General features: G+C 68.8%; 18 protein-coding genes. 16 read left to right on the forward strand and 2 right to left on the reverse strand.

Going from position 1 to position 22,378, the window contains the following annotated elements; all coding sequences use genetic code 11:
- On the reverse strand, window positions 1-1,389 hold a 1,389-nt coding region (locus VE172_RS02330), incomplete at its 3' end, for a glycosyltransferase family 2 protein (RefSeq protein WP_324796586.1).
- A 30-nt stretch (window positions 1,390-1,419) separates the two neighbouring features.
- Window positions 1,420-2,898, reverse strand: coding sequence for a glycosyltransferase (locus VE172_RS02335; RefSeq protein WP_324796588.1), 1,479 nt, complete (start codon window positions 2,896-2,898; stop codon window positions 1,420-1,422).
- Between the two features lie 290 nt (window positions 2,899-3,188).
- On the opposite strand from VE172_RS02335, the gene VE172_RS02340 reads away from it, so the two are divergent.
- From VE172_RS02340 to VE172_RS02415, 16 genes are all read left to right on the forward strand, one after another.
- Window positions 3,189-6,014, forward strand: coding sequence for a glycosyltransferase (locus VE172_RS02340; RefSeq protein ID WP_324796591.1), 2,826 nt, complete (start codon window positions 3,189-3,191; stop codon window positions 6,012-6,014).
- Complete coding sequence (locus VE172_RS02345; RefSeq protein ID WP_324796594.1) at window positions 6,011-6,352, forward strand: hypothetical protein; 342 nt, start codon at window positions 6,011-6,013, stop codon at window positions 6,350-6,352. Before VE172_RS02340 ends, VE172_RS02345 begins: the two co-directional genes overlap by 4 nt.
- A gap of 82 nt (window positions 6,353-6,434) precedes the next feature.
- A complete protein-coding gene (locus tag VE172_RS02350; RefSeq protein ID WP_324796597.1) occupies window positions 6,435-7,295 on the forward strand; it encodes a CDP-alcohol phosphatidyltransferase family protein in 861 nt (286 codons plus the stop codon).
- Window positions 7,292-8,005, forward strand: a complete 714-nt coding sequence (locus tag VE172_RS02355; RefSeq protein ID WP_324796600.1) for an IspD/TarI family cytidylyltransferase — start codon at window positions 7,292-7,294, stop codon at window positions 8,003-8,005. The genes VE172_RS02350 and VE172_RS02355 overlap by 4 nt, the downstream gene beginning before the upstream one ends.
- Window positions 8,006-9,643 (forward strand): CDP-glycerol glycerophosphotransferase family protein, encoded by a 1,638-nt coding sequence (locus VE172_RS02360; protein ID WP_324796602.1) that lies wholly within the window; start codon window positions 8,006-8,008, stop codon window positions 9,641-9,643.
- A 64-nt stretch (window positions 9,644-9,707) separates the two neighbouring features.
- On the forward strand, window positions 9,708-11,420 hold the full coding sequence (locus VE172_RS02365; protein ID WP_324796605.1) for a CDP-glycerol glycerophosphotransferase family protein: 1,713 nt from the start codon (window positions 9,708-9,710) through the stop codon (window positions 11,418-11,420).
- 176 nt (window positions 11,421-11,596) lie between these two features.
- Window positions 11,597-12,877, forward strand: a complete 1,281-nt coding sequence (aepX, locus tag VE172_RS02370; RefSeq protein WP_414715052.1) for a phosphoenolpyruvate mutase — start codon at window positions 11,597-11,599, stop codon at window positions 12,875-12,877.
- Complete coding sequence (gene aepY / locus VE172_RS02375; protein ID WP_324796611.1) at window positions 12,874-13,995, forward strand: phosphonopyruvate decarboxylase; 1,122 nt, start codon at window positions 12,874-12,876, stop codon at window positions 13,993-13,995. The genes aepX and aepY overlap by 4 nt, the downstream gene beginning before the upstream one ends.
- A gap of 16 nt (window positions 13,996-14,011) precedes the next feature.
- Entirely contained in the window at window positions 14,012-15,163 is a 1,152-nt protein-coding gene (locus tag VE172_RS02380) for a phosphonoacetaldehyde reductase (RefSeq protein WP_324796614.1), read from the forward strand.
- A gap of 159 nt (window positions 15,164-15,322) precedes the next feature.
- Window positions 15,323-16,390 (forward strand): MCE family protein, encoded by a 1,068-nt coding sequence (locus tag VE172_RS02385; protein WP_324796615.1) that lies wholly within the window; start codon window positions 15,323-15,325, stop codon window positions 16,388-16,390.
- Between the two features lie 3 nt (window positions 16,391-16,393).
- Window positions 16,394-17,425, forward strand: coding sequence for an MCE family protein (locus tag VE172_RS02390; RefSeq protein WP_324796618.1), 1,032 nt, complete (start codon window positions 16,394-16,396; stop codon window positions 17,423-17,425).
- Window positions 17,426-18,532 (forward strand): MCE family protein, encoded by a 1,107-nt coding sequence (locus VE172_RS02395; protein WP_324796620.1) that lies wholly within the window; start codon window positions 17,426-17,428, stop codon window positions 18,530-18,532.
- Window positions 18,529-19,644, forward strand: coding sequence for an MCE family protein (locus tag VE172_RS02400; RefSeq protein ID WP_324796623.1), 1,116 nt, complete (start codon window positions 18,529-18,531; stop codon window positions 19,642-19,644). The genes VE172_RS02395 and VE172_RS02400 overlap by 4 nt, the downstream gene beginning before the upstream one ends.
- 6 nt (window positions 19,645-19,650) lie before the next feature.
- Window positions 19,651-20,937 carry an MlaD family protein gene (locus tag VE172_RS02405; protein WP_324796626.1) on the forward strand — a complete coding sequence of 429 codons (1,287 nt, stop codon included), beginning with the start codon at window positions 19,651-19,653 and terminating at the stop codon, window positions 20,935-20,937.
- Entirely contained in the window at window positions 20,934-21,539 is a 606-nt protein-coding gene (locus VE172_RS02410; RefSeq protein WP_324796629.1) for a hypothetical protein, read from the forward strand. The genes VE172_RS02405 and VE172_RS02410 overlap by 4 nt, the downstream gene beginning before the upstream one ends.
- On the forward strand, window positions 21,539-22,351 hold the full coding sequence (locus VE172_RS02415; RefSeq protein ID WP_324796632.1) for a hypothetical protein: 813 nt from the start codon (window positions 21,539-21,541) through the stop codon (window positions 22,349-22,351). Before VE172_RS02410 ends, VE172_RS02415 begins: the two co-directional genes overlap by 1 nt.
- Window positions 22,352-22,378: the final 27 nt, after the last annotated feature.

Consider the following 22,378-nt stretch of genomic DNA (forward strand, 5'->3'; position numbering starts at 1 on the left):
GGCGATGTGGTGGGTGCCCGCGATGGCGTCGATGAGGGCGTCGGGTTGGCCGGGGTCGAGGTGGCGAGCGCGCGCGAAGGCCCCCTGCCGTTCGAGCCGGGCGACCGCGCCGTCGTCGGCCGCCACCGTCAACAGGCCGACGCGGCGCTCGTCCAGCACCGTGATCAGCGGCTCGGCGCCCGCGCGCGTGGTGTGCGCGCCGATCGGCAGCGTGAGCCGATAGGGGACGTGAAAGTCGCGCTCGGGGGCGGCGGTGTGGAAGTGGACGCGCGGCTCGCCGCGGTAGGTCTCGTTGATCAGCCGAAGATCGGTGTACGGATCGTCCAGTGTGGCGTGTCGCTCGTGCGGGTCGGGCCAGTCGGCCACCAGGTGGACCCGGGTGTCCTGGTTGTGCCCGCCCAGCAGGGGATCGATCGCCTCGCGCACCTGCTCCAGCCGCGCGCCGCCGACGTCCATGACGACGTCCACCAGCGGCACGACCCACTGGTGGCGGTTCGCCGAGTCGCGGTACTTCAGGGCGGGCATCCGGTTGGCCTGGAACGGGCGGCGGAACCGCTTGGCGTCCTCGCGGCGCGACTGGATCTGGGTGCGCCCCAGGTGCCAGCTGGAGGAGTCGTGGTCGGGGATGAACACCGCGCCCGCCTGGCCCAGGCGGTAGCCGAACTCGGTGTCGCCGCCCAGGATCATCTCGCCGTCGTAGCCGCCCGCTGCGGCGAACAGGTCGCGGTGCGTGGAACCGGTGGCGCCCACGAACACCCGCCATGACGTGTGGTCCTCGTTCCGCAGGCCGTCGGTGCGCTCGATGATCGACTCGATCCAGTGCGGATCGGCGGCGGCCCTGTCGAAGAGGGTGTGGGTCTGGTGGTTCGCCACGGTGGCGTGGACGTGCTGGGCCGTGTGCTGCCCGGGCTGGTAGTCGGTGAACAGCTTGTGGCCGAGGACGGCGGCGTAGTCGAGCTGGTGGTGGTAGCGCATCTGGGACTCGACGTGATGGTGGTACGTGATCATGTCGGAGTCGAGTCGCATCAGGACGGTGCCGTCGGCGTGTTGGGCGGCGGTGTTGACGGCGTGGGCGCTGCCCCAGCCGTCGGGCGCGGGGCGCAGGAGGGTCGTGTTGGTGGGGCGGATGTCGGGCAGCGCCAGCGGCGGATTGGTGTTGTCGTCGACGACGATGACCTGGGTGAGCTGGTCGGGGTAGGTCTGGGCGGCCAGCGCGGCGAGGGTGAGGTCGAGCTTGTCCTGGTGTCCGTGCGCGGGAATGAGGATGGAGACCGTCAGGGTGGGGGTCCAGCTTCCGTTGGCGGGCACGAGGATCGACGAGTAGTCGTTGCGACACACCAGCGGGCGGGTGGTCGAGGCCGCCATCGCGGTGGGCGAGTCGCCAGTCATTCCAGTGTCCTCCATACGAGTGATTGCTTGCTAGGAAACGAGTCGCCGCAGCCGGCGACGCACGGACGTGGGCAGCAGGCGCCGCGCCACCCGTCGGGTCAATGTGGACTTCCCCGGCCGCAGCGGGGTGGCGGGGCCCGCGCCGCCCGACCGACGGGCGACGCGTGACGCCTCGACGCGGTGGGTGCCCGCAACGGCGTCGATGAGGGCGTCGGGGTGGCCGGGGTCGAGATGGCGGGCCCGGGCGTAGGCGGAATGACGTTCCAGCCGCACCGTTCCCCCCTCGGGCAGGTCGGCCGACACCAGGCCCACCTGATGTCCATTGGCGACGGTCACCAGCGTCTCGATCGCCTGCGGCTTCGGCCGTGCCGACGCGGGGAGGGTGAGCCGGAACGGGACGGCGGCGTCGCGTTCGGGCGGGGCGGAGTCGAAGCGGACGCGGGGATCGCCGCGATACGTCTCGCGGATCAGCCGCAGATCGGCGCGGGGATCGTCCAGTGTGGCGTGCCGTTCATGCGGGTCGGGCCAGTCCGCGACCAGGTGAACGCGGATGTCGGGCGTCGTGCCGCGCAGCAGCGCCGTCACCGAACCCTCCGCCTCGTTGACGGATGAGCCCGCGACGTCCACCACCACCTCGGCCAGCGGCACCTCCCACAGCTGGCCGGGCGCGGAGCGCCGCGGCGCGAACTCGGGCACCCGATTGGCCACGAACGGTGTGCGGTAACGAATCCCCGCGTCGCGCCGCGACTGCATCTGGGAACGCCCGAGATGCCAGCTGGAGGAGTCGTTGTCGGGGATGAACACCGCGCCCGCCTGCGACAGCCGATACCCGAAGATCGAATCGCCCCCCAGCGGCACCGTGTCCATGCCGTCGGCCGCGTCGAAGAGCGCGCGGTGCACCGAACCCGTGGCGCCCACGAAGACGCGGTACGCCTCGGTGTGGTCGGCGGAGCGCAGCTGATCGGTGGAGTCGATCACCCGCTCGGTCCACTGCTTCTCGTGGACCTGTCCGGAGTAGAGGGTGTGGGTCTGGCGCTTTGTAACGGTGGTGTGGACGTGTTGGGGGGTGTGTTGCGCGGGGTCGAAGTCGACGAAGAGCTTGTGGCCCAAGACGGAGGCGTAGTCGAGCTGGTGGTGGTAGCGCAGCTGGGACTCGACGTGGTGGTGGTAGCAGACCATGTCGGAGTCGAGTCGCATCAGGACGGTTCCGTCGGCGCGGGCGGCGGCGGTGTTGATCGCGTTCGCACTGCCCCAGCCGTTCGGCGACGGACGCACAAGCGTGGTGTTGTCGGGGCGGATATCGGGCAGGCGAAGCGGCGGGTCGGTGTTGTCGTCCACGACGATGACCTCGGTGAGGCCGACGGGATAGGTCTGGGCGGCCAGCGCGGCGAGGGTGAGGTCGAGCTTATCCTGATGCCCGTGCGCGGGAATGAGGATGGACACGCTGAGGGTCGGTGTCCAGTCGCCGATGGCGGGCACGGTGATGGACGAATAGTCATTCCTACACACGATGGGGCGCGGAATCTCGGTAGCCGTCGCCGCGCCCGAATCTCCAGTGAATTCGATTTCCTTTTTCGATGTATTCACTGTCAATTCACTTTCTTACTACGCATTGGACATATTGGGGAAAGTGCAAACATCCTGCTAGAGACCCTCGATGGTGGCGTCCGCTCTCGAAAAGATCATATATGGGCGGCCGAAGTGAATGGCCTCGGGCAATGTATTCTGCTCCGCGACGAGAGGCACCAGAGGCTCATATGTATGGACAATCCATAGCGCCGAACGCTTACCCAGATCAATTGCTCGACGATTATCTCACGGTCGCCGAGCGGCGCCACCCGCTCGCGCTGTACACGACGGTGCTGCGCACCCGATCGGTGGCGGCCCGCCAGCTGCTCGCCCGCGCGGCGAGCCGCTCCTTGAGCGTGACGCAACTGGTCGACGCCGCCCGCGCGGGCGCGGGCGACCTGGGCGGCAAGGTGAACGCCGCCGCGCTCGCGGACCTGGCAGGTGCCGTGGCCCTGCAGGGCGTGCTTCCCGAAGACGCCGACGACGGCCTGGCCCTGTACGACCTGGCGCTGCGCGTGGGCGGCGCTTCGGCGATTCCCTCGCGCCACCAAGGCATCCACGCCCAGCTCGCGCTCCACGGCGGCGACCGCGAGGCCGCGGCGCGGCTGCTGCGCACCTACCGATCGATGCCCGACTTCACCAGGTCCACACTGGAGTTCGACCTCGCCAACCCCTTCGTCGCCGACCCGGACCAGGGTGCGAGCGCGGCGAATGGTTCCCTGTCCGCGGTGTCCAGGGACGGGGACCTCGCTGAAGGGTCGCCAACCACGTCGGATTACCGCGTGGGCTCGGCGAGTGGTTCCCTGTCTGCGGCCTCCAGGGATGGGGGTACCGCTGAAGGGTCGCCACCCACATCGGATCAGGGCGCGAGCGCGGCGAATGGTTCCCTGTCCGCGGTGTCCAGGGACGGGAGCCTCGCCGAGGGGGCGGTAGCCACGTCGGATCACCGCGTGGGCTCGGCGAGTGGTTCCCCGTCCGCGGCGTCGACGGGTCGGGACTCGGACGGTGCCGACGACTTCACCTCGCCCCGTGACGGGGAGTCGGCGGGCGCTTCGGTTCACGACTCGCCTCGGGTGAGCGCCTGGCTGGCGAAGCTGTCCACACTGGTGCCCTCGATCGACCTGCGGCTGTCGGACGACGCCGACCTGCCCCCGCTCGATCGACTCGCCGCGGCCGCGCCGCGCGTCGACAGCGACACCCGTGTCAGCGTCGTGGTCTCCGCCTACCATCCCGATCGCGGGCTGATCACCTCCGTGCGTTCCCTGCTCGCCCAGTCGTGGGCGAACCTCGAGATCCTCGTCGTCGACGACGGTTCCCCCGCCGAGTTCGACGGCGTCCTCGACGAGTGCGCCGCGCTCGATCCCCGCGTCAAGGTCGTCAAGCTCGCCGTCAACGCGGGCACCTACACCGCCCGCAACACCGCGCTGGACCAGGCCACGGGCGACTTCGTCACCTTCCACGACTCCGACGACTGGGCGCACCCGAGGCGCATCGAGCGCCAGGTCGCGCCGCTTCAGGCCGACACGAAGCTCATGGCGACCCTGTCGCACGCCCTGACCGTCAGCGACCAGCTGTTCGTCACCAAGCCGGGGCGGGCGCTGAAGCTGCTGTGCACCCCGTCGCTGATGTTCCGCAGGGCCGCGGTCACCGAGCGGCTCGGCTACTTCGACTCGATCCGCAAGGCCGCCGACACCGAGTACCTGCGCCGCATCGGGGCGGCCTTCGGCTCGGGCGCCGTGAAGCGGCTGCCCGAGATCCTCACCCTGATGCGCCAGGGCGCGGATTCCCTGTCCCGCGCGGAGTTCCGCGCCGGGTGGAAGCACCCCGCCCGCGACGCCTACCAGTCGGCCTACCGCCCCTGGCACGAGGAGATCAAGCGCGGCGCGGCCAGCCCGTACCTCGACAAGGACCCGAACCCGCGGCCCTTCGCCGCGCCCGCCCGCTTCGCGAAGCGGCGGGAACCGTTGCCGCGCTACGACGTCGTGCTGGCCTGCGACTGGCGCCCCTTCGGCGGCCCCCAAAAGTCCATGTTGGAGGAAATCGCCGCCATGACGGGGGCGGGGCGCAGGGTCGCGATCCTGCACCTGGAGTCGTTTCGGCACATGACCGAGGTGCTCAAGCCCCTGTGCGCCCCGATCCAGGAGCTGATCAACGCGGGCGTCGTCGACCAGGTGCTGCCCACCGACGAGGTGACCACCACGCTGCTGGTGCTGCGCTACCCGCCCGTGCTGCAGTTCCGCGCCGAGGAGACCATCGCGGTGAAGCCGTCGCGCATGGTGATCCTCGCCAACCAGGCACCCTCCGAACTGGACGGAACCGACCTGCGCTACGTGCCCGCCGCCTGCACCGCCGTGGCCGAGCGGCTGTTCGGCGTCAGGCCCGTGTGGTACCCGCAGGGCCCCGCCGTGCGCGAGGCCCTCGAGCCCGCGCTCGACCCCGCCGACCTGGCCGACGACGACATGCCGGGCATCATCGACGACAGCGACATTCGCCTGCCCCGCAAGCGATTCCGCTCCGAGCTCCCCGTGGTGGGCCGCCACTCGCGCGACGACTGGACAAAGTGGCCGATCGACGGCAAGGCCGTCCTCGACCTGTACCCCGACTCGCCCGACATCGACGTGCGCGTCATGGGCGGTGCCAAGACCGCCAAGGCGCTGCTGCGCCGCGACGAGCTGCCCGCCAACTGGATCGTCTACCAGCGCGGCGAACTCGACGTCCGCAACTTCCTGCGGCAGCTCGACTTCTACGCCTACTTCCCGCACCCCAACATGATCGAGGCGTTCGGCAGGGCGATCCTCGAGGCGCTGGCCGCGGGCTGCGTCACCCTGCTGCCGCACCGCTTCGCGCCCGTCTTCGGCGACGCCGCGATCTACTGCGAACCCCGCGAGGTGCCCGCCCTGATCGCCGCCTACCGCGCCGACCCCGACGGCTTTCTCGCCCAAAGCGCCCTGGCGCAACAACGCGTCCGCGAACGCTTCAGCCACCGGTCCTACCTCGACCTGGTGGCCCCGCTGCTGGAGCCGGCGCCCACCATGCTGGAAGGAACCGCATCATGAAGTCACGGCTGCGCGCGCTCGCCAAGCGCATCCGCGACAGGGCCCGCCGCCTGTCGCTGCCGAAGCTCCTGGTGGCCGTGGCCGCCCCCGTCGTCGCGGTGTGCGTCGTCGCCCTGGCGATCGCGCTGCTGTTCGGCTCGGCGCTCGCGGCGGCCACCATCGCGGGCCTGATCGCCACGGTCACCCTGGTCGCGGTCGCCGCGATGTGGCTCACCCTGGGCCGCCAGCTGCGCGCGATGCGCGCCAGCGGCGAACGCGTCGAGGTCGCGCAGCGCCGCATCCTCGCCGCCGTCGAACTCCAGCGCCTCGAGGCGGAGGAACGCGCCGCGTCCGTGTGACGCCCCGTCCCACACGCACAGCCCCGCCCGCGCGCTTTGATAGGGTCAGCCGTCTCTTTTCCGCTACGGCCGGAGGAAAAACGTGGAGCGGGTGACCCGGGCCCAGGTCTTGTCCACCTACAAACCCCGCGACTCGTGGTGGACGGTCTTCCTGGTCGACCCGGTCGCCGGACCCCTGGTGCGCTGGGTGTCGGCCTGGGGCTTCATCACACCCAACGTCCTGACCCTGACGGCGTTCGTCCTCGGGCTGGCGTCCGCGACGTTCTTCGCGCTGGGCGGCTGGGCCTGGCTTGTGGCCGGGGCGGTGGCCTTCCACCTCAGCTTCACCATCGACTGCATGGACGGCAAGCTGGCGCGGGTGCGCGGCAACGGCAGCCTGTTCGGCGGCTGGCTCGACTACATCTGCGACCGCCTGCGGGTGCTGGCCTGCACCATCGCGCTGTTCGCCGGGCAGTACTACGCCACCGGCAACGTCATGTTCTTCTACCTGGCCATCGCCGTGGTCTTCTGCGACCTGTTCCGTTACCTCAACGCCTTGTACCTCAAGGAAACCCGCCGCGAGATCCGCGCGGCGCTGGCCGAGCGGCAGGGCACCACCGTCGACGCCATCCAGCTCCAGGACGAGGCGCGGCTCGAGCTCGGCGACACCGCCACCGACGCCGACCGCGACGACGGCGCCACCGTCGTGGACGTCCAGCACTCCTTCAAGTCCCGCTTCGGCTGGTTCACCGGGTTCCGGGACTTCCTGGTGCGCCACCGGGTCCGCTCGCACGTCTTCTCGGGCATCGAGTTCCAGATGGCGGTGTTCATCGTGGCGCCCCTGACCACCCTGATCAGCCCCATCACCATCGTGGCGGTGGTCTTGTTGCTGTTGACGGAGGCGGCCGTGACCTACAAGCAGTACCTGTCGGCGCGCGACGTGGATCGGCAGCTGGCCCGATGAGCGCTCCGGTTGTCGCCGCGGTGCTGGCGGGCGGGACCGGGACCCGCCTGGGCGCCGAGCTTCCCAAGCAGCTGATCCGCGTGGCGGGCAAGGAGATCCTGGCTCACACCCTCGACGTGTTCGAGGCATGCTCCGATGTGGACGAGATCCGGGTCTTCATGGTGCCCCACCACGTCGACGCCGCCCGCGACATCGTCGGCAAGTACGCCAAGGCCGCGCCGGTGGCCGCCGGGGGCCGCACCCGCGCCGACTCGGCGCGCCTGGCCTGCCGGGCCCTGGAGGAGTATCCCCGCGACACGAAGCTGCTGGTGCACGACGCCGTGCGTCCCCTGGTGGACGTCGAGACCGTCACCGAGTGCGTGCGCGCGCTGGACCACTTCGACGCGGTGACCGTCGCGGTTCCCTCCACCGACACCATCGTGGAGATCGCGTCGGTGGACGGGCACGAGGTGGTGACCGGCACCCCGCCGCGCGCGGCGCTGCGCCGGGTGCAGACCCCGCAGGGCTTCCGGCTGCACCAGCTGGCCCGCGCCCACGCCCTGGCCGCCGAGGACCCGGACTTCGTGCCCACCGACGACTGCGGCGTGGTGCGGCGCTATCTGCCCAGGGTCGCCATCGGGGTGGTTCCGGGAAGCGAACATAATGTGAAGATCACCCACACCGATGATCTGCCCATCGCCGAGCACCGGCTGTCACGCAGGGTTTTGTGAATGGTTCACCTGGTCCGCAAGCTGATCGACGCCGCCGCCGGCAGCGGTCTGCCGATAGCGGCGGTCGCGGCGTTCGCGCTGCTGGACGCCGCCTGGCCCGGTTACGTCCTGGCCGCGCTGGCGCTGGCATACGGGTGGTACCGCTACCGCGCCGACGGCCTGGGCCGGGCCCGCGTGGCCCGCGCCCTGATCCCCGCCTCCGTCCTGATCGGACTCGGCCCGCACATCGGTGTGGCCCAGGCAATCTCGGGCGTGCTGCTGGTCGCCCTGGTGTCCTTCGAGCCCCGGCTGGCGCTGGCGCTGTCCACTCGCCGCCTCGCCACCGCCAACCTGCCCGTCGACCGCGCGGCCTGGGAGCGCTGGGTCAACCCCCGCAACGCCTACCTGCTGATCGCGGCGCTCAACGCGCTCTTCCTCGCCTCGTCCGCCCTCGCCTGGGGTGCCACCGCCGTGGCCGCCGCCTGCGGCGCCGTCACCGTGGCCTGCGGGGCCGGGGTCGTGGCGCAATGGCGGATCCGCCGCCGCCGCGCCCACTCCGGCGACGACGAGGTGCGCGCCGCCGTTGCGGCGCACCGCCCGCGCTTCGCCGTCCACTTCGCCGCCCCGCCCGGCTCGGAATACCAGCTGAGGCTGTGGCTGCCGTACTTCGACCGCATCGGCGACAACTACGTGATCGTCTTGCGGGACAAGCAATTCCTGGCCGCGTTCGCCGATGCCACCGATGCCCCGATCGTGATGGCGCCATCCATCACCGCCATGGAGGGCCTGCTGGTGGACTCCATCGGCGCGGTCTTCTACGTCAACAACTCGATGCACAACTCCCAGTGCGTCCGCTTCGCCCACCTCACCCACATCCAGCTGATGCACGGCGACAGCGACAAGCCCGCCAGCTACAACCCGATCAGCGCGATGTACGACCGGATCTTCGTGGCCGGCCAGGCCGGGATCGACCGCTACCACAACCACGGCATCGACATCCCCGCGTCCCGCTTCCGGGTGGTGGGACACCCGCAGGTCGCCGCGGTCGACGTCGGCGAGCGCGCCGGGGCGACCGAGACCGTGGCGCTGTACGCGCCCACCTGGACCGGGCTGTCGTCCGACGCGAACTTCTGCTCGCTGCCGATCGCGCGCGACGTGTGCGCCGCCCTGATCGACCGCGGCGTCACGGTGATCGTGCGCCCCCACCCCTACACGCGCCGCAACCCGGCCGCGGCCCGCCAGCTGGACGCCGTGGAGCGGCTGCTGGCCGCCGACGCCGAGCGCAGCGGTCGGAAACACTTGTGGGGCAAGACAACCAGCCAACAGATGTCTCTCGTGGACTGCATCAACGCCGCCGACGTCATGGTCACCGACGCCTCGGGCGCGGCCAGTGACTGGCTGTACTCGGAGAAACCATTCGCGGTGACCGACATGACCGGACTGAACGACGAACTTTTTGAGGCACTACCCTTGGCGCGCGCCGCATATGTGATCCGCCGGGACGCGGGGAACATCGACGCGGTGTGTACGGAATTGCTCGATACCGATCCGCTGGCCGCGGATCGCGTGAAGATGAAGACCTATTACCTTGGTGACTTTTCCGCAGACAGCTACGAAGAGGCATTCTTCGCCGCCGCCCGCGAGTGTTATAGGACCTGACGGCGTGCCAGCACACGCGCGATCATTGTTACCGTGGGTAATCTCCAAAATTCGATCTGGGGTCATGACTTTCATGCCGAATAATTTGTCGCGCTTTCTCACCCGCACGGTGCTGCCGGGCCTGCTGCCCATAGCGGCCATCGTGGTGTTCGCCCTGACCGACATCCCGTGGCTGGGATACGGCCTGTGTCTGGTGACGCTGGTGTATTTCGTGGCGTTGTTCGGCACGGCCGCCACCGGTTCCGGGCGCACCGCCCGGGGGCTGATCGTCACCGCGGTCCTGCTGGGCACCGGTGCCATGCAGTCCACGACCCTGGACCTGCCGCTGTCGCTGTGCGGCGCGGTGTTGTTGTGCGTCATCGGTTTCGAGCCGCTGATCTTCCGTTCGCTGCGGCTGGGACAGCTCAAGACCGCGAACCTGCCGATGTCGCGCTCCGGCGCGGCCCGCTGGGCCACCCCGCAGGTCGCCGGCGGCATCGAGTTCGCGCTGATGGTCGTGTACATCGTGATCGCCGCGCTGCGGATCCCCGCCTGGCCCCTGGCCGGCGTGCTGCTGGTGGTCGCGCTGCTGCTGCTGGGCACCGTGGCCCGGGCCTGGATCCAGCGCCGCAGCGCCGCCTACCAGGAGGACGCCCGGGTGCGCTCCGCCGTGGAGGCGCACGCCCCGCGCTTCGCGCTGTACTTCAGCGGCCCCGCCTCGGCCCAGTACCAGCTGCTGATGTGGCTGCCGTACTTCGACCGGCTGGGCGACCCGTACATCATCATCCTGCGCGAGGGCCGCAACCTGGAGACCTTCGCCGCGGCCACCCCGGCCCCGCTCGTGGTCGCGCCGTCCATCGCGTCCATGGAGCACATGCTGGTGCCGAGCATCCGCGCGGTCTTCTACGCCAACAACAGCATGAAGAACACCCACTGCGTCCGCTTCGGCGAGCTCACCCACATTCAGCTGATGCACGGCGACAGCGAGAAGCCCGCCAGCCGCAACCCGGTGTCGGCCATGTACGACAGGGTCTTCGTGGCCGGGCAGGCCGGTGTGGAGCGTTACCGCCGCCACGGCGTCAACATCTCCGACGAGCAGTTCCGCATCGTGGGCCGCCCGCAGGTGGAGACCGTCGAGGTGTCGAACACCCCGATCGCGACGATTTCCAACCCGACGGTGCTGTACGCGCCCACCTGGACCGGCGACTCCGCCGACGTCAACTTCTGCTCGCTTCCCCTGGGGGAGAAGCTGGTCACCGAGCTGCTGGAGCGCGGCGCCACCGTGCTGCTGCGGGAACACCCCTTCACCCGGCGCAACGCCGCCGCCGCCAAGCAGCTGGACCGGGTGCAGGACATGCTGGCCGCCGACGCCGAGAAGACCGGCCGCGAGCACCGCTGGGGCGCGGCCACCTCCGAGGGGGTCACCCTGTCGGACTGCTTCAACGACTCCGACGCCATGATCGGCGACGTCAGCGGCGTGATCTCCGACTGGCTGTACTCGGAGAAGCCCTTCGCCATCACCGACATGCTGGACGAGGGCGAGGCGTTCACCGAGAGCTTCCCGCTGTCGAAGGCGTCCTATGTGCTGCATCGGGACGGGTCGAACATCCCCGAGGTGCTCGACGAGCTGCTGGGCACCGACTCGCACGCCGACGTGCGTCGCCAGCAGAAGACCTTCTATCTCGGCGATTTCCCGGCCGACTCCTACACCCAGGGTTTCCTGAACGGGGCCCGGGAATGCTACACGCAACCGCCCACAATGGGCAGTAGCGTGGTGGAGGCCGAGTCCGCGGCCTGACCCGCCAAGTGTTCTAATTCGTTCACCTCCTCGACACCTTGCGATATCGTCACCTAACGGTTTCGAAGCGTGACATTGCAACCGCGCGTGCCGTTCCGGCGTGATGTCATGCGGTTCGTTAATCAAGTGTTAACAGAGGAGACACCTTGCCGACCAAGCCCGCCGTGTATGTGGGGATGAGCGCCGATCTCGTCCATCCAGGACATATCAATATCTTGCAGCGCGCGGCCGAGCTGGGAGATGTCACGATCGGTCTGCTGACCGACGCGGCGATCGCCAGCTACAAGCGCCTGCCGCACATGACCTTCGAGCAGCGCCGGGCCGTGGTGGAGAACATCAAGGGCGTGTGCGCGGTGATTCCGCAGGAGACGCTCGATTACGTCGAGAATCTTGAACGCTTGAAGCCGGACTACGTGGTGCACGGCGACGACTGGCGCAACGGCGTCCAGGCCGACACCCGGCAGCGGGTCATCGACGCCCTGGCGACCTGGGGCGGCGAACTGGTGGAGGTGGCCTACACCGAGGGCATCTCGTCGACGCAGTTGAACAACTCGGTCAAGGAGGTGGGCACCACCCCCAACGTCCGGCTGTCGCGGCTGCGGCGCCTGATCGAGAACAAGAAGGTCGTGCGGATCATGGAGTCGCACTCCGGTTTGACCGGCCTGATCATCGAGACCGCCGCGGGGGAGCGGGACGGGCACCGGGTCGAGTTCGACGGCATGTGGTCGTCCTCGCTGACCGACTCCACCGCCCGGGGCAAGCCCGACATCGAGCTGGTGGACCTCAACTCCCGCCTGCAGACCATCAACGACCTGTTCGAGGTGACCACCAAGCCGCTGATCTACGACGGCGACACCGGCGGCAAGCCCGAGCACTTCTCGTACACGGTGCGTTCCCTTGAGCGCCTGGGTGTCTCGGCGGTGATCATCGAGGACAAGGAGGGCCTGAAGCGCAACTCGCTGTTCGGCACCGAGGTGCAGCAGACCCAGTCCTCCATTGAGGACTTCGTGCACCGCATCCAGGTGGGCAAGAAGGCCCAGATCACCGACGACTTCATGATCATCGCCCGGATCGAGTCGCTGATCCTGGAGCAGGGCATGGAGGACGCGGTGACCCGTGCCAAGGCGTACATCGACGGCGGCGCCGACGGCATCATGATCCACTCCCGCAAGAAGAGCCCGGACGAGGTGTTCGAGTTCTGCGACCGCTTCGCCAAGTTCGAGCGGCGGGTGCCGCTGGTGGTCGTGCCCACCAGCTACAACACCGTGTCCGAGGCCGAGTTCGCCGACCGCGGCGTCAACGTGGTCATCTACGCCAACCAGCTGATGCGCGCCTCGTACAAGGCGATGTCGACGGTGGCGAAGTCCATTCTGGAGAACGGGCGCTCGGCGGAGGTGGACTCCCAGATCGCCAACATCAAAGAGGCGCTGGCGATCATCCCGGAGAACGAGGCATGAGCGTCGACCCCAAGGACTTCTGCGACCACCTGGCTCGCCGCGGCGTCACCCTGTTCACCGGGGTGCCGGACTCGCTGCTCAAACAGCTGGGCAGCCACATCATGGCGAACCTGCCGCGCGAGCGCCACGTCATCACCGCCAACGAGGGCGCCGCGGTAGGCCTGGCCATCGGCCACTACCTGAAGACCAGGACCCCGGCCGTGGTGTACATGCAGAACTCGGGCTTCGGCAACACCGTCAACCCGCTGCTCAGCCTGGCCGACGCCGAGGTCTACGGCGTGCCGATGCTGCTGATCGTGGGCTGGCGCGGCCAGCCCGGGGTCGCCGACGAGCCCCAGCACGTCAAGCAGGGGCGCGTGCAGCGCGAACTGGTCGAGGCCATGGACCTGCCGTGGTCGGTGCTGCCCGGCGACGGAGACGCGGCCGCCAAGGTCGTGGACGAGGCGCTGGACACCGCGGTGGCGAGGAGCTGCCCGTACGTGCTGCTGGTGGAGAAGGGCACCTTCGCCGACGCGGCGAAGCTTCCCAAGGAGCCGTGTGACCTGCCGTCGCGCGAGGACGCGCTGATCGCCGCGGCGTCCGCGGTGGGCGACGACGCCGCGATCGTGTCGACCACCGGGATGCTGTCGCGCGAGCTGTTCGAGTACCGGGTCAACAACGACCTGTCGGGCGACCGCGACTTCCTCACCGTGGGCGGCATGGGACACGCCAGCGCCATCGCGCTGGGGGTGGCCAAGGCCGAGCCCGACCGCGAGGTGTGGTGCTTCGACGGCGACGGCGCGCTCCTGATGCACCTGGGCAACCTGGCCGTCATCGCCGACCACGCGCCCGACACGTACTTCCACGTGGTGTTCAACAACGGCGTGCACGACAGCGTCGGCGGCCAGCCCACCTCCATCAACAGGGTGGACGTGCCGGCGGCGGCGCGGGCGCTGGGCTACCGCCACGCCACGTCGGTGTCCACACTGGATTTGCTGCCGGCGGCGGTAGCCTCGTTGCGGGAACACGGCGGCCCGGCGCTGCTGGAGATCAAGGTGAAACCCGGCAACCGCGCCGACATCGGACGCCCCACCCGCACCCCCGCCGAGAGCAAGAACGCCTTCATGCAGGCTCTGTGACACCCGAGGAGACGCGTTGATCCCGAACGACCGTGACGTCCGCTTCGGCGACGACGCCATACTCGACACCTGGCAACTTGTCTCCAAGATGGACGCACGGAGGGTCGTGCTGGTCTGCGGCAAGCACGCCTTCGACGCGTCCGGGGCCAGCCGCTGCCTCGGCGACCTCAAGCGGGTCGCCGAGGTGCGGCGCTGGAGCGACTTCACGCCCAACACCGACGCCGCCGACCTGGCCAGGGGCCTGCGGGTCGTGGAGGACTTCGCCCCCGACCTGGTGCTGGGCATCGGCGGCGGCAGCGCCATGGACATGGCCAAGCTGCTGTGCGCCTACCGGGGCGTCACCGACGCCGGGCGGCTCGACGACGCGATCCGGGCGGGCGCGGCGGTGACCGAGCGGTCGTCGAAGCTGGTGCTGGCGCCCACCACGTCCGGCTCCGGCAGCGAGGCGACCCGCTTCGCCGTGGTGTACATCGGCGACCAGAAGTACTCGATCGCCGGCGACGCGATGCTGCCCGACGCGGTGGTGCTCGACCCCGCGCTGACGCTGACCGCCTCCCCGTACCAGCGCGCCACCTCCGGCATCGACGCGATCGCCCAGGCGGTGGAGAGCCTGTGGGCCACCGGCGCCGACGACACCAGCCGCGCCTTCGCCCGCGACGCCCTGTCGTACCTGGTGCCCGCGCTGCCGGTGTTCGTCAACACCGGCTCGCCGGAATCGAGCCGGGACATGGCGCAGGGCGCCCACCTGGCCGGGCGCGCCATCGACATCTCCCGCACCACCGCCGCGCACGCGCTGTCGTACGGCTTCACCAAGTCCTACGGCGTCAGCCACGGCCACGCCGTGGCCCTCACCCTGGGCTCCTTCATCGAGGCCCACGCCGCCGCCGCGCCCGAGTCCCTGCGCCCCGGCGTCGACCCCGACACCCACGCCGCGGCGATGCGTGACATCCTGGCGCAGCTGGGCGCCGACACGCCCGCCAAGGCCCGCGCCCGCTTCACCGAGTTGGCCGAGACCTGCGGAATGTCGCTGCGGCTGCCCGACGTCGGCGTCACCACCCGCCTCCAGGTCGCCGACCTGACGTCCCGGATCAACGCCGAACGCCTCGGCAACAATCCGGTGGCGTTCACCGTCGACCAACTCACCGATCTCGTCGCCTCGGCGTTCTGAGCGCAGCGTGATGATCCAATGACCACCCGCTGGTAAATTCGATGTTTCCGTATCGTTACCTGCCCTCCTATTCCCTTGGCTAGCGGGCGTTCGCTAGCCTTCATCTTCATCCGGACGTGAAACGCGTTACGCTCCCTCTGCGTCCAAATTGGAGGACTTGTGGCCAAAAGGTCCGCCGGCCCCACGACATTCGGGTCGGGGCTGAAGCTCGGTGTCTTCGCGGTGATCACGTCGCTGGCACTCGTGCTGCTGACCGATGCCCTCGGCGGAATCAGCCTCCCCTGGGCCAGTGGCTACACCGCCATGTTCACCGACGCCACCGGCCTGTTGCCCGGTGACGACGTGCGCATCGCCGGCGCCAAGGTCGGCGAGGTGGACGACGTCGAGCTGCAACAGGGCGACCCGCCCCTGGCCAAGGTCACCTTCGACCTGGACTCCGACCGCACTGTCCCGGCCAGCGTCCACGCCACCATCCGGTACCGCAACATGGTGGGCCAGCGCTACGTCGCGCTCACCCAGTCCGCCGACGGCGAGAAGGTCAGCGACCGCGACCTGAAGCCCGGCGACATCATCGGGGTGCGCCAGACCGACCCCGCGCTGGACCTGACCGTCCTGCTCAACGGGTTCAAGCCGCTGTTCGCCGCGCTGAGCCCCAAGGAGGTCAACGACCTGTCCTACGAGATCGTGCAGACCCTCCAGGGGGAGGGCGACACCGTCGAGGGCCTGCTGTCGCACACCGCGTCCCTGACGTCGACGCTGGCCAAACACGACAAGACCATCGGGTCGGTCATCAAGAACCTCAACACCGTGCTGTCCACCATGGCCGACCGCCACGAGGAGCTCGACACCTCGATCGGGCGGCTCCAGGACTTCGTGTCCGGCCTGTCCAAGGACCGCACCGCCCTGGGCGACGCCATCAGCTCGATCGGCACGCTCAGCACCCAGACCGCCGACCTGGTCTCGCGGTCCCGCCCGGCCATCAACGCCGACGTCGACTCGCTCGACACGCTGGCGACCACGCTCAACGCCAACTCCAAGTACATCGAGACGGCGCTGGAACGGCTGCCCGACACCTACCAGGCCCTGGCCAGCACCGGCGCACACGGCTCCTGGTTCAGCCAGTACGTGTGCGACCTGGACGGCTCGATCGGCCTGGGCGACGGCACCGCCATCAACCCGGTCAAGGTCCATTCGCCCAAGGCGCGCTGCCAAGTGGACGGTGAATAAGCGATGACGACCGAATCCCGCCGTTCCCGCGGGTTGAAGAAGGTCCGGGGCCGCAAGGGCGGTCCCCGGCGGCGCAACGTCAAGCGGATGGGCGCCATCACCCTGGTCGTGGCGATCCTGGCCGTCGTCGGCGCCTTCCAGCTGGACGACCTGGTCCTGACGTTCTCCGGCACGAGCTACCACGCGCAGCTGCGCGACGCCGCAGGTCTCACGCCCGGCACCGAGGTGCGGGTCGCCGGCGTCAAGGTCGGCAAGATCTCCAATGTGGATCTCGAATCGCTGGGCACCAAGCACCCGCACGTCGGCGTCGACTTCCGCATCGACTCGGACGTCAACCTGGGCGACAAGACCTCGGCGACCGTGCGGCTGAAGACCGTGCTGGGCCAGCGCTACTTCGCCGTGGAGCCCAAGGGCGGCGGCGAGCTGAAGAACGACACGATCCCCGTGTCGCGCACCGCCACCCCGCTCGACGTCGTCGACGCCGTCAACAACCTCGCCGGCACCGTCGGCGACATCGACACCAAGCAGCTGTCGGCGGCGCTCGGCGTGCTGTCGGACACCTTCTCCGGCACCGACAAGGACGTCGACAAGACCCTGGACGGCCTGTCGGCGCTGTCCAAGACGGTGTCCAGCCGGGACAAGGAACTCGGCAAGCTGCTGAAGTCCGCCAAGTCCGTCACCGACGTCCTGGCCAAGCGCGACGACGACTTCGCCAAGCTCGTTACCGACGGCAACAAGCTGCTCAGCGAGGTCAAGAAGCGCAAGGACGCCATCCACGACCTGCTGGCGTCCACCGTGGCGCTGTCCAAGGAGCTGTCGGGCCTGATCAACGACCAGGACTCCAAGCTGGGGCCCGCGCTGAAGAACCTGGACTCCGTGGTCGACCTGTTGAAGTCCAACCAGAAGAACCTCGAGGACACGCTGACCAACATGGGCCCGTTCTTGAAGGCGTTCTCCAACGTCACCAGCAACGGACGCTGGTTCGATTCCTATATCGACGGTCTGATACAGCCGTACCAGGTGGAGGTGGGCTGAATGAAGCGCTTTATCCGCCACCCGCTGACGATCCTCGGCGCCATCGTGGTGCTCGCCGTCGGCGGCTACTTCGCCTGGCAGTCGGCCGCCGCGCAGGGCAAGACCTACACCGCCGAATTCACCCGCGCCGTGGGCGTCCAGGTGGGAAGCGACGTGCGGGTGCTCGGCGTCAAGATCGGCACGATCACCAAGGTCAAGCCGGACGGCAAGGTCGTCAAGGTGAGCATGCTCGTCGACGACGACTACGCCGTCCCCGCCGGCGCCAAGGCCGTGGTCATCCCGCCCAGCATCGTGGCCGACCGGTATGTCCAGCTCACCCCCGCCTACAAGGGCGGCGAGAAGATGGCCGACGGCCACACCATCGGCCCCAAGGACACCGTGGTGCCGCTGGAGCTCGACGAGGTCTACTCCGACCTGGACAAGTTCTCCGCCGCGCTCGGCAAGGACGGCTCCCTGGCCAAGGCCCTCAAGGTCGCCAAGAAGAACCTCAAGGGCAACGGCAAGAAGCTCGGCGACACGCTCGACAACCTGGCCAAGGTCTCCGACGTCCTCAACGACCACTCCGACGACATCTGGAGCACCGTCGACAACCTGGCGAAGTTCACCAAGACCCTCGCCGACTCCGACTCCGAGGTGCGGCTGTTCAACCAGCAGCTGTCGGACGTCTCCGACCAGCTGTCCGACGAACGTGGCACCCTGTCGGAGGCGCTGAAGAAGCTCACCATCGCGCTGGCCGACGTCAGCGACTTCATCGACCACAACGCCGGCGCCATCACCACGTCGGTGAAGAAGCTGAAGGACATCTCGGCGGTCTTCGCCACCCAGCAGGAAGCCCTGATCAACATCCTGGACTACGCGCCGCTGGCGCTGAGCAACCTGGACCTGGTGTACAACTCCAGCTCCGGCACCCTCGACACCCGCGACGACCTGTTGGGGGCCAACGATCCCGCCAGTTACCTGTGCGCGCAGCTGGCGAACGTCCTGGCGCTGGACAAGATCCCCGCGTCGTGCTTCGACCTGGCCGACACCATGGCCGACAGCGGATCCAAGGTGCCGGCCGGCCTGAAGGGCCTGGTGGGCAAGAAGTCCGCACTGGGGGGCACATGAGACGCTCACGCTGGCTGCAGATCATCGCGCTGACCTCGCTGGTCGGCCTGTCCGGTTGCGCCTCGGCGCCGCTGCCCGGCGGCGAGGGCGGCGACGGCTACGAGGTGACCATCGAGTTCGTCGACGTCACCGACCTGGTGCCGTACTCCACGGTCAAGGTCAACGACGTCACCGTCGGCCAGGTGGAGAGCGTCGACGTCACCAAGCACTGGACCGCCAGGGTGAAGGTGCGGGTGCGCGACGACGTCGACCTGCCGCACAACGCCCGCGCCAAGCTCCGCCAGACCAGCCTATTGGGCGAGAAGTTCGTCGACCTGGGTCCGCCGGAGAAGGCGGCGCCCAGCGGCAAGCTCGGAGACGGCGACTCGATTCCCTTGTCCCACACCGACAAGGGCGCCGAGGTCGAGGAGGTGCTCGGCGCGCTGGCCCTGGTGTTGCAGGGCGGCGGCCTCGACCAGCTGCGCACCATCAACACCGAGCTGTCCGACATGATGAACGGCCGCGAGGACAAGATCCGCGACAGCCTCAGCGAGGTCGAGAAGTTCGTCAAGAACCTCGACGACCAGAAGGACGACATCGTCAAGGCGCTGGAGGCCCTCGACAAGATCTCCGGCGACCTGGCCGACGAGCGCAAGACGATCGCCGACGCGCTGGACGCCATCGCGCCCGGAGTCACCACGCTGGCCAAGCAGAAGGACATGATCACCGGCGCGATCACGGCGCTGGGCGACCTGGGCGACACTGGCTCCGACGTCATCGACAAGAGCGGCGACAACACCGTGGCGCTGCTCGAGGAGCTCAAGCCCGTGCTGGGCAACCTGGTGAAGGCGGGCGACACCTTCCCGCAGGAGCTGGAGCAGTTCGGGTCCTATCCGTTCCCGCACAACGTCACCAACGACATCTCCAACGGCTATGTCAACCTGCACATCACCCTGGACGCCCAGCTGGGCGACATCCTCGGCAACGTGCTGGGGGACAAGCCGGTGGCCGACGCCGAGGACAGCGGCGCCGACTCCGGCAACGGGTCCGACGGCATCGATCCGGTGACCGGCGGCCTGGGCGACCTGCTGGGCGTGGGCCTGGGCGGCGACGATCAGAAGAAGGAGGACTAGACGGTGGTGAGCCGGAAACTCCGCTTCCAGATCGGCATCTTCGTCCTGATCACGCTGTTGGGCGTGTCGTTCGTGGGCATCAAGTACCTGGGCTGGTTCGACCAGTCCTACACGGTGTACGTCGACGCCAAGGCCACCGGCGGCGCCTACGAGCACGCCGCGGTCGCCTACCGGGGCGTCCCGGTGGGCCGGGTCGGCGACGTCACCGTGCACGGCAAGGGCGCCCGCCTCGAGCTGCACATCGAATCGGACGTGAAGATCCCCAAGAACTCCAAGGTCGTGGTGGCGCAGCGCTCCGCCGTGGGCGAGCAGTACGTCGACCTGCGCCCCGCCACGAGCGACGGCCCGTACCTCGCCAACGGCGACAAGCTCTCCGACGTGGCGCTGCCGCTGCCCATGGAGACCCTGCTGGCCAACTTGAACCAGCTGCTGACCTCGCTGGACCCCGACGACGTCAAGGTCGTCATCAACGAGCTCGGCGACGCCTTCGAGGGCAACGAGGACGCCCTGGACAAGATGCTCGACGCCACCCAGAAGCTGATCGACGGGGCCGCCGACCACATGCCGCAGACGGTGGAGTTGTTGCGCGCCAGCGAAACCGTGCTGGAGACCCAGAACGCCTCGGCCAGCGCGATCCGCAACTGGGCCGACAAGCTGGCCAAGCTCACCACCACGGTGAAGAACTCCGACTCCGATCTGCGCAAGCTCATCAACACCACGCCGGAGTCCACCAAGAAGATGACCGGCCTGATCCAGGACCTCGACCCGGACCTGGGTAGCCTGCTGGGCAACATGATCTCGGTCAACGGGGTGGCCGCGCGCCGGATCCCCAACCTGAAGATGCTGCTGGTGACCTACCCGATGGTGGTGTCCGGCGGCTTCACCGTCACCCCCGGCGACAGCACGGTGCACTTCGGCCTGGTGACCAACTTCGACAACCCGCCCCCGTGCGTCTACGCCGACGGCGACACCGGCTATCACTGCACCGACGGCCAGAAGGCGGCCGGTGCCTCGACCCGCGGCTGGCAGAACGCCCCCGGGCCGACCGGCCCGCCGATCGTGCCGGTGCCGCTGCCGGCCGACGGGTCCTCCAAGAGCGACCACTCCTCGGGCGGCTCGGGCTCGGGCTCCGACTCCAGCGAGGATCTGTCGCAGTTTGGTTACGACCCCTTGACCGGATTGTTGGTGGACAGTGACGGTAAGCCAGTACAGTTCGACGCCACCGGGGGCCAATACGAGCTCGCCGGAAGCGAATCCTGGAAACAATTGATCCTGAACGGACTCACCTCATGAGCGCTCGGCGACAGGAGGGCAGCGACGTGAAGAAGACGCTGATGCCCGCGGCGACCGCGGTGCTGGCGGTGATCACCCTGCTGGCGACCGCCGCCGTGCTGTACTTCGGCTGGAGCTGGTGGGGCAACGCCCAGGCCGGTTCCGCCCGCGACGGGGCGCTGGACGCCGGGCGCGACATCGTCACGAAGATCATGACGATCTCGCCGTCGACCATCGACGACGACCTGGCCAGCGTCGAGAAGGTGTCCACCGGCGACTTCTCCGACCAGTGGAAGAAGGGCGAGGACCGGGTCAAGCAGTCGGTGCTCAACTCCGGGGCCCACCGCACCTCCGAGATCCTCAACGTCGCCTACGTCAAGGGCGACGCCTCCAAGGCGACGGTGATCCTGGCGGTCGACACCACCACCAAGTTCACCACCAAGATCGGCGACCAGGCCAAGACCGGCGACAAGAAGCAGGACAGGAAGGCCACCGCCGCCGCGAAGAAGGCCGACAAGGACAAGGACGGCTACCCCGATCCCGTGAAGAACCACTTCCGCATCAAGGCCACACTGGCCTCCGTGGACGGAAACTGGCGGATCGCGAAGATGGTGATGCACTGATGAGCGGCTACGTCTCCCGCAAGCTGCGCGACCGCTCCGGCGCCTCCGCGCGGCGCACCGTCCGTCACGAGCCCGACGAGGCCGTCGAATCCGCGGCGGAGTCCAAGAAGCCCGCCGACGGCGGCAAGTCGGCGAAGTCGTCGACCGCGGCCACCAAGACCGCCGAGCGCCCGGCATCCAAGACCAAGACGGCCCCGAAGCGGCCCTCGCCGCGCCCCTCTCCGGGCCGGCGCCCGTCCCCGGCGGCGCGCCGCATCGACCAGGCCGCCCGGCGCAAGCGATTCTCCCGGGGCCTCGACTGGACCGCCATCGCCAAGCGCCTGGCGCCCGTCGCCGCGGTCATGGTGGTGCTGGCGGGCGTTGCCGTGTGGGGCGCCTGGGTCTCCAGCGACACCGCGACCACATCGTCGCGCCTGGACGACGCCACCCGCTCGGCCAAGGCCGCCGCGTCGGCGATTTTCTCCTACGACTACCGCCACTTCGACGACTCGGTGAAGAACGGCGAGTCCCACGCGGTCGGCAAGTACGCCAAGGACTACGTCGAGACCACCAAGGGCCTCAAGACCCAGGTCGTGAAGCTGCGCGCCCGCGTCGAGGCGGACGTGGTGGACATCGGCATCGTCGAGGACGACACCACCTGCTCCACCAAGGGCGGCAAGGAGTACTCCGACGGCGTCCGCGTGCTGGCGTTCGTCGAGCAGTACACGCGCAACGACAACATCGACGGCACCAAGGACAGCTCCAGCCGCGTCGAACTGTGCATGGTGCAGGTGGGCGACGGCTGGAAGGCCGCCAACGCCAACGCGAAGTAGCGATCCTCTAGTCATCCTGGTATCAAA

Source organism: Stackebrandtia sp. (assembly GCF_035643755.1).
Classification (GTDB): domain Bacteria; phylum Actinomycetota; class Actinomycetes; order Mycobacteriales; family Micromonosporaceae; genus Stackebrandtia.

Excerpts from the sequence above, each read along its gene's own strand:
- VE172_RS02345 (WP_324796594.1), top strand. The coding sequence starts at position 6,011 with ATGAAGTCACGGCTGCGCGCGCTCGCCAAGCGCATCCGCGACAGGGCC.
- VE172_RS02355 (WP_324796600.1), top strand. The coding sequence starts at position 7,292 with ATGAGCGCTCCGGTTGTCGCCGCGGTGCTGGCGGGCGGGACCGGGACC.
- VE172_RS02360 (WP_324796602.1), top strand. The coding sequence starts at position 8,006 with ATGGTTCACCTGGTCCGCAAGCTGATCGACGCCGCCGCCGGCAGCGGT.
- VE172_RS02365 (WP_324796605.1), top strand. The coding sequence starts at position 9,708 with ATGACTTTCATGCCGAATAATTTGTCGCGCTTTCTCACCCGCACGGTG.
- aepX (WP_414715052.1), top strand. The coding sequence starts at position 11,597 with ATGAGCGCCGATCTCGTCCATCCAGGACATATCAATATCTTGCAGCGC.
- aepY (WP_324796611.1), top strand. The coding sequence starts at position 12,874 with ATGAGCGTCGACCCCAAGGACTTCTGCGACCACCTGGCTCGCCGCGGC.
- VE172_RS02390 (WP_324796618.1), top strand. The coding sequence starts at position 16,394 with ATGACGACCGAATCCCGCCGTTCCCGCGGGTTGAAGAAGGTCCGGGGC.
- VE172_RS02395 (WP_324796620.1), top strand. The coding sequence starts at position 17,426 with ATGAAGCGCTTTATCCGCCACCCGCTGACGATCCTCGGCGCCATCGTG.
- VE172_RS02400 (WP_324796623.1), top strand. The coding sequence starts at position 18,529 with ATGAGACGCTCACGCTGGCTGCAGATCATCGCGCTGACCTCGCTGGTC.
- VE172_RS02410 (WP_324796629.1), top strand. The coding sequence starts at position 20,934 with ATGAGCGCTCGGCGACAGGAGGGCAGCGACGTGAAGAAGACGCTGATG.
- VE172_RS02415 (WP_324796632.1), top strand. The coding sequence starts at position 21,539 with ATGAGCGGCTACGTCTCCCGCAAGCTGCGCGACCGCTCCGGCGCCTCC.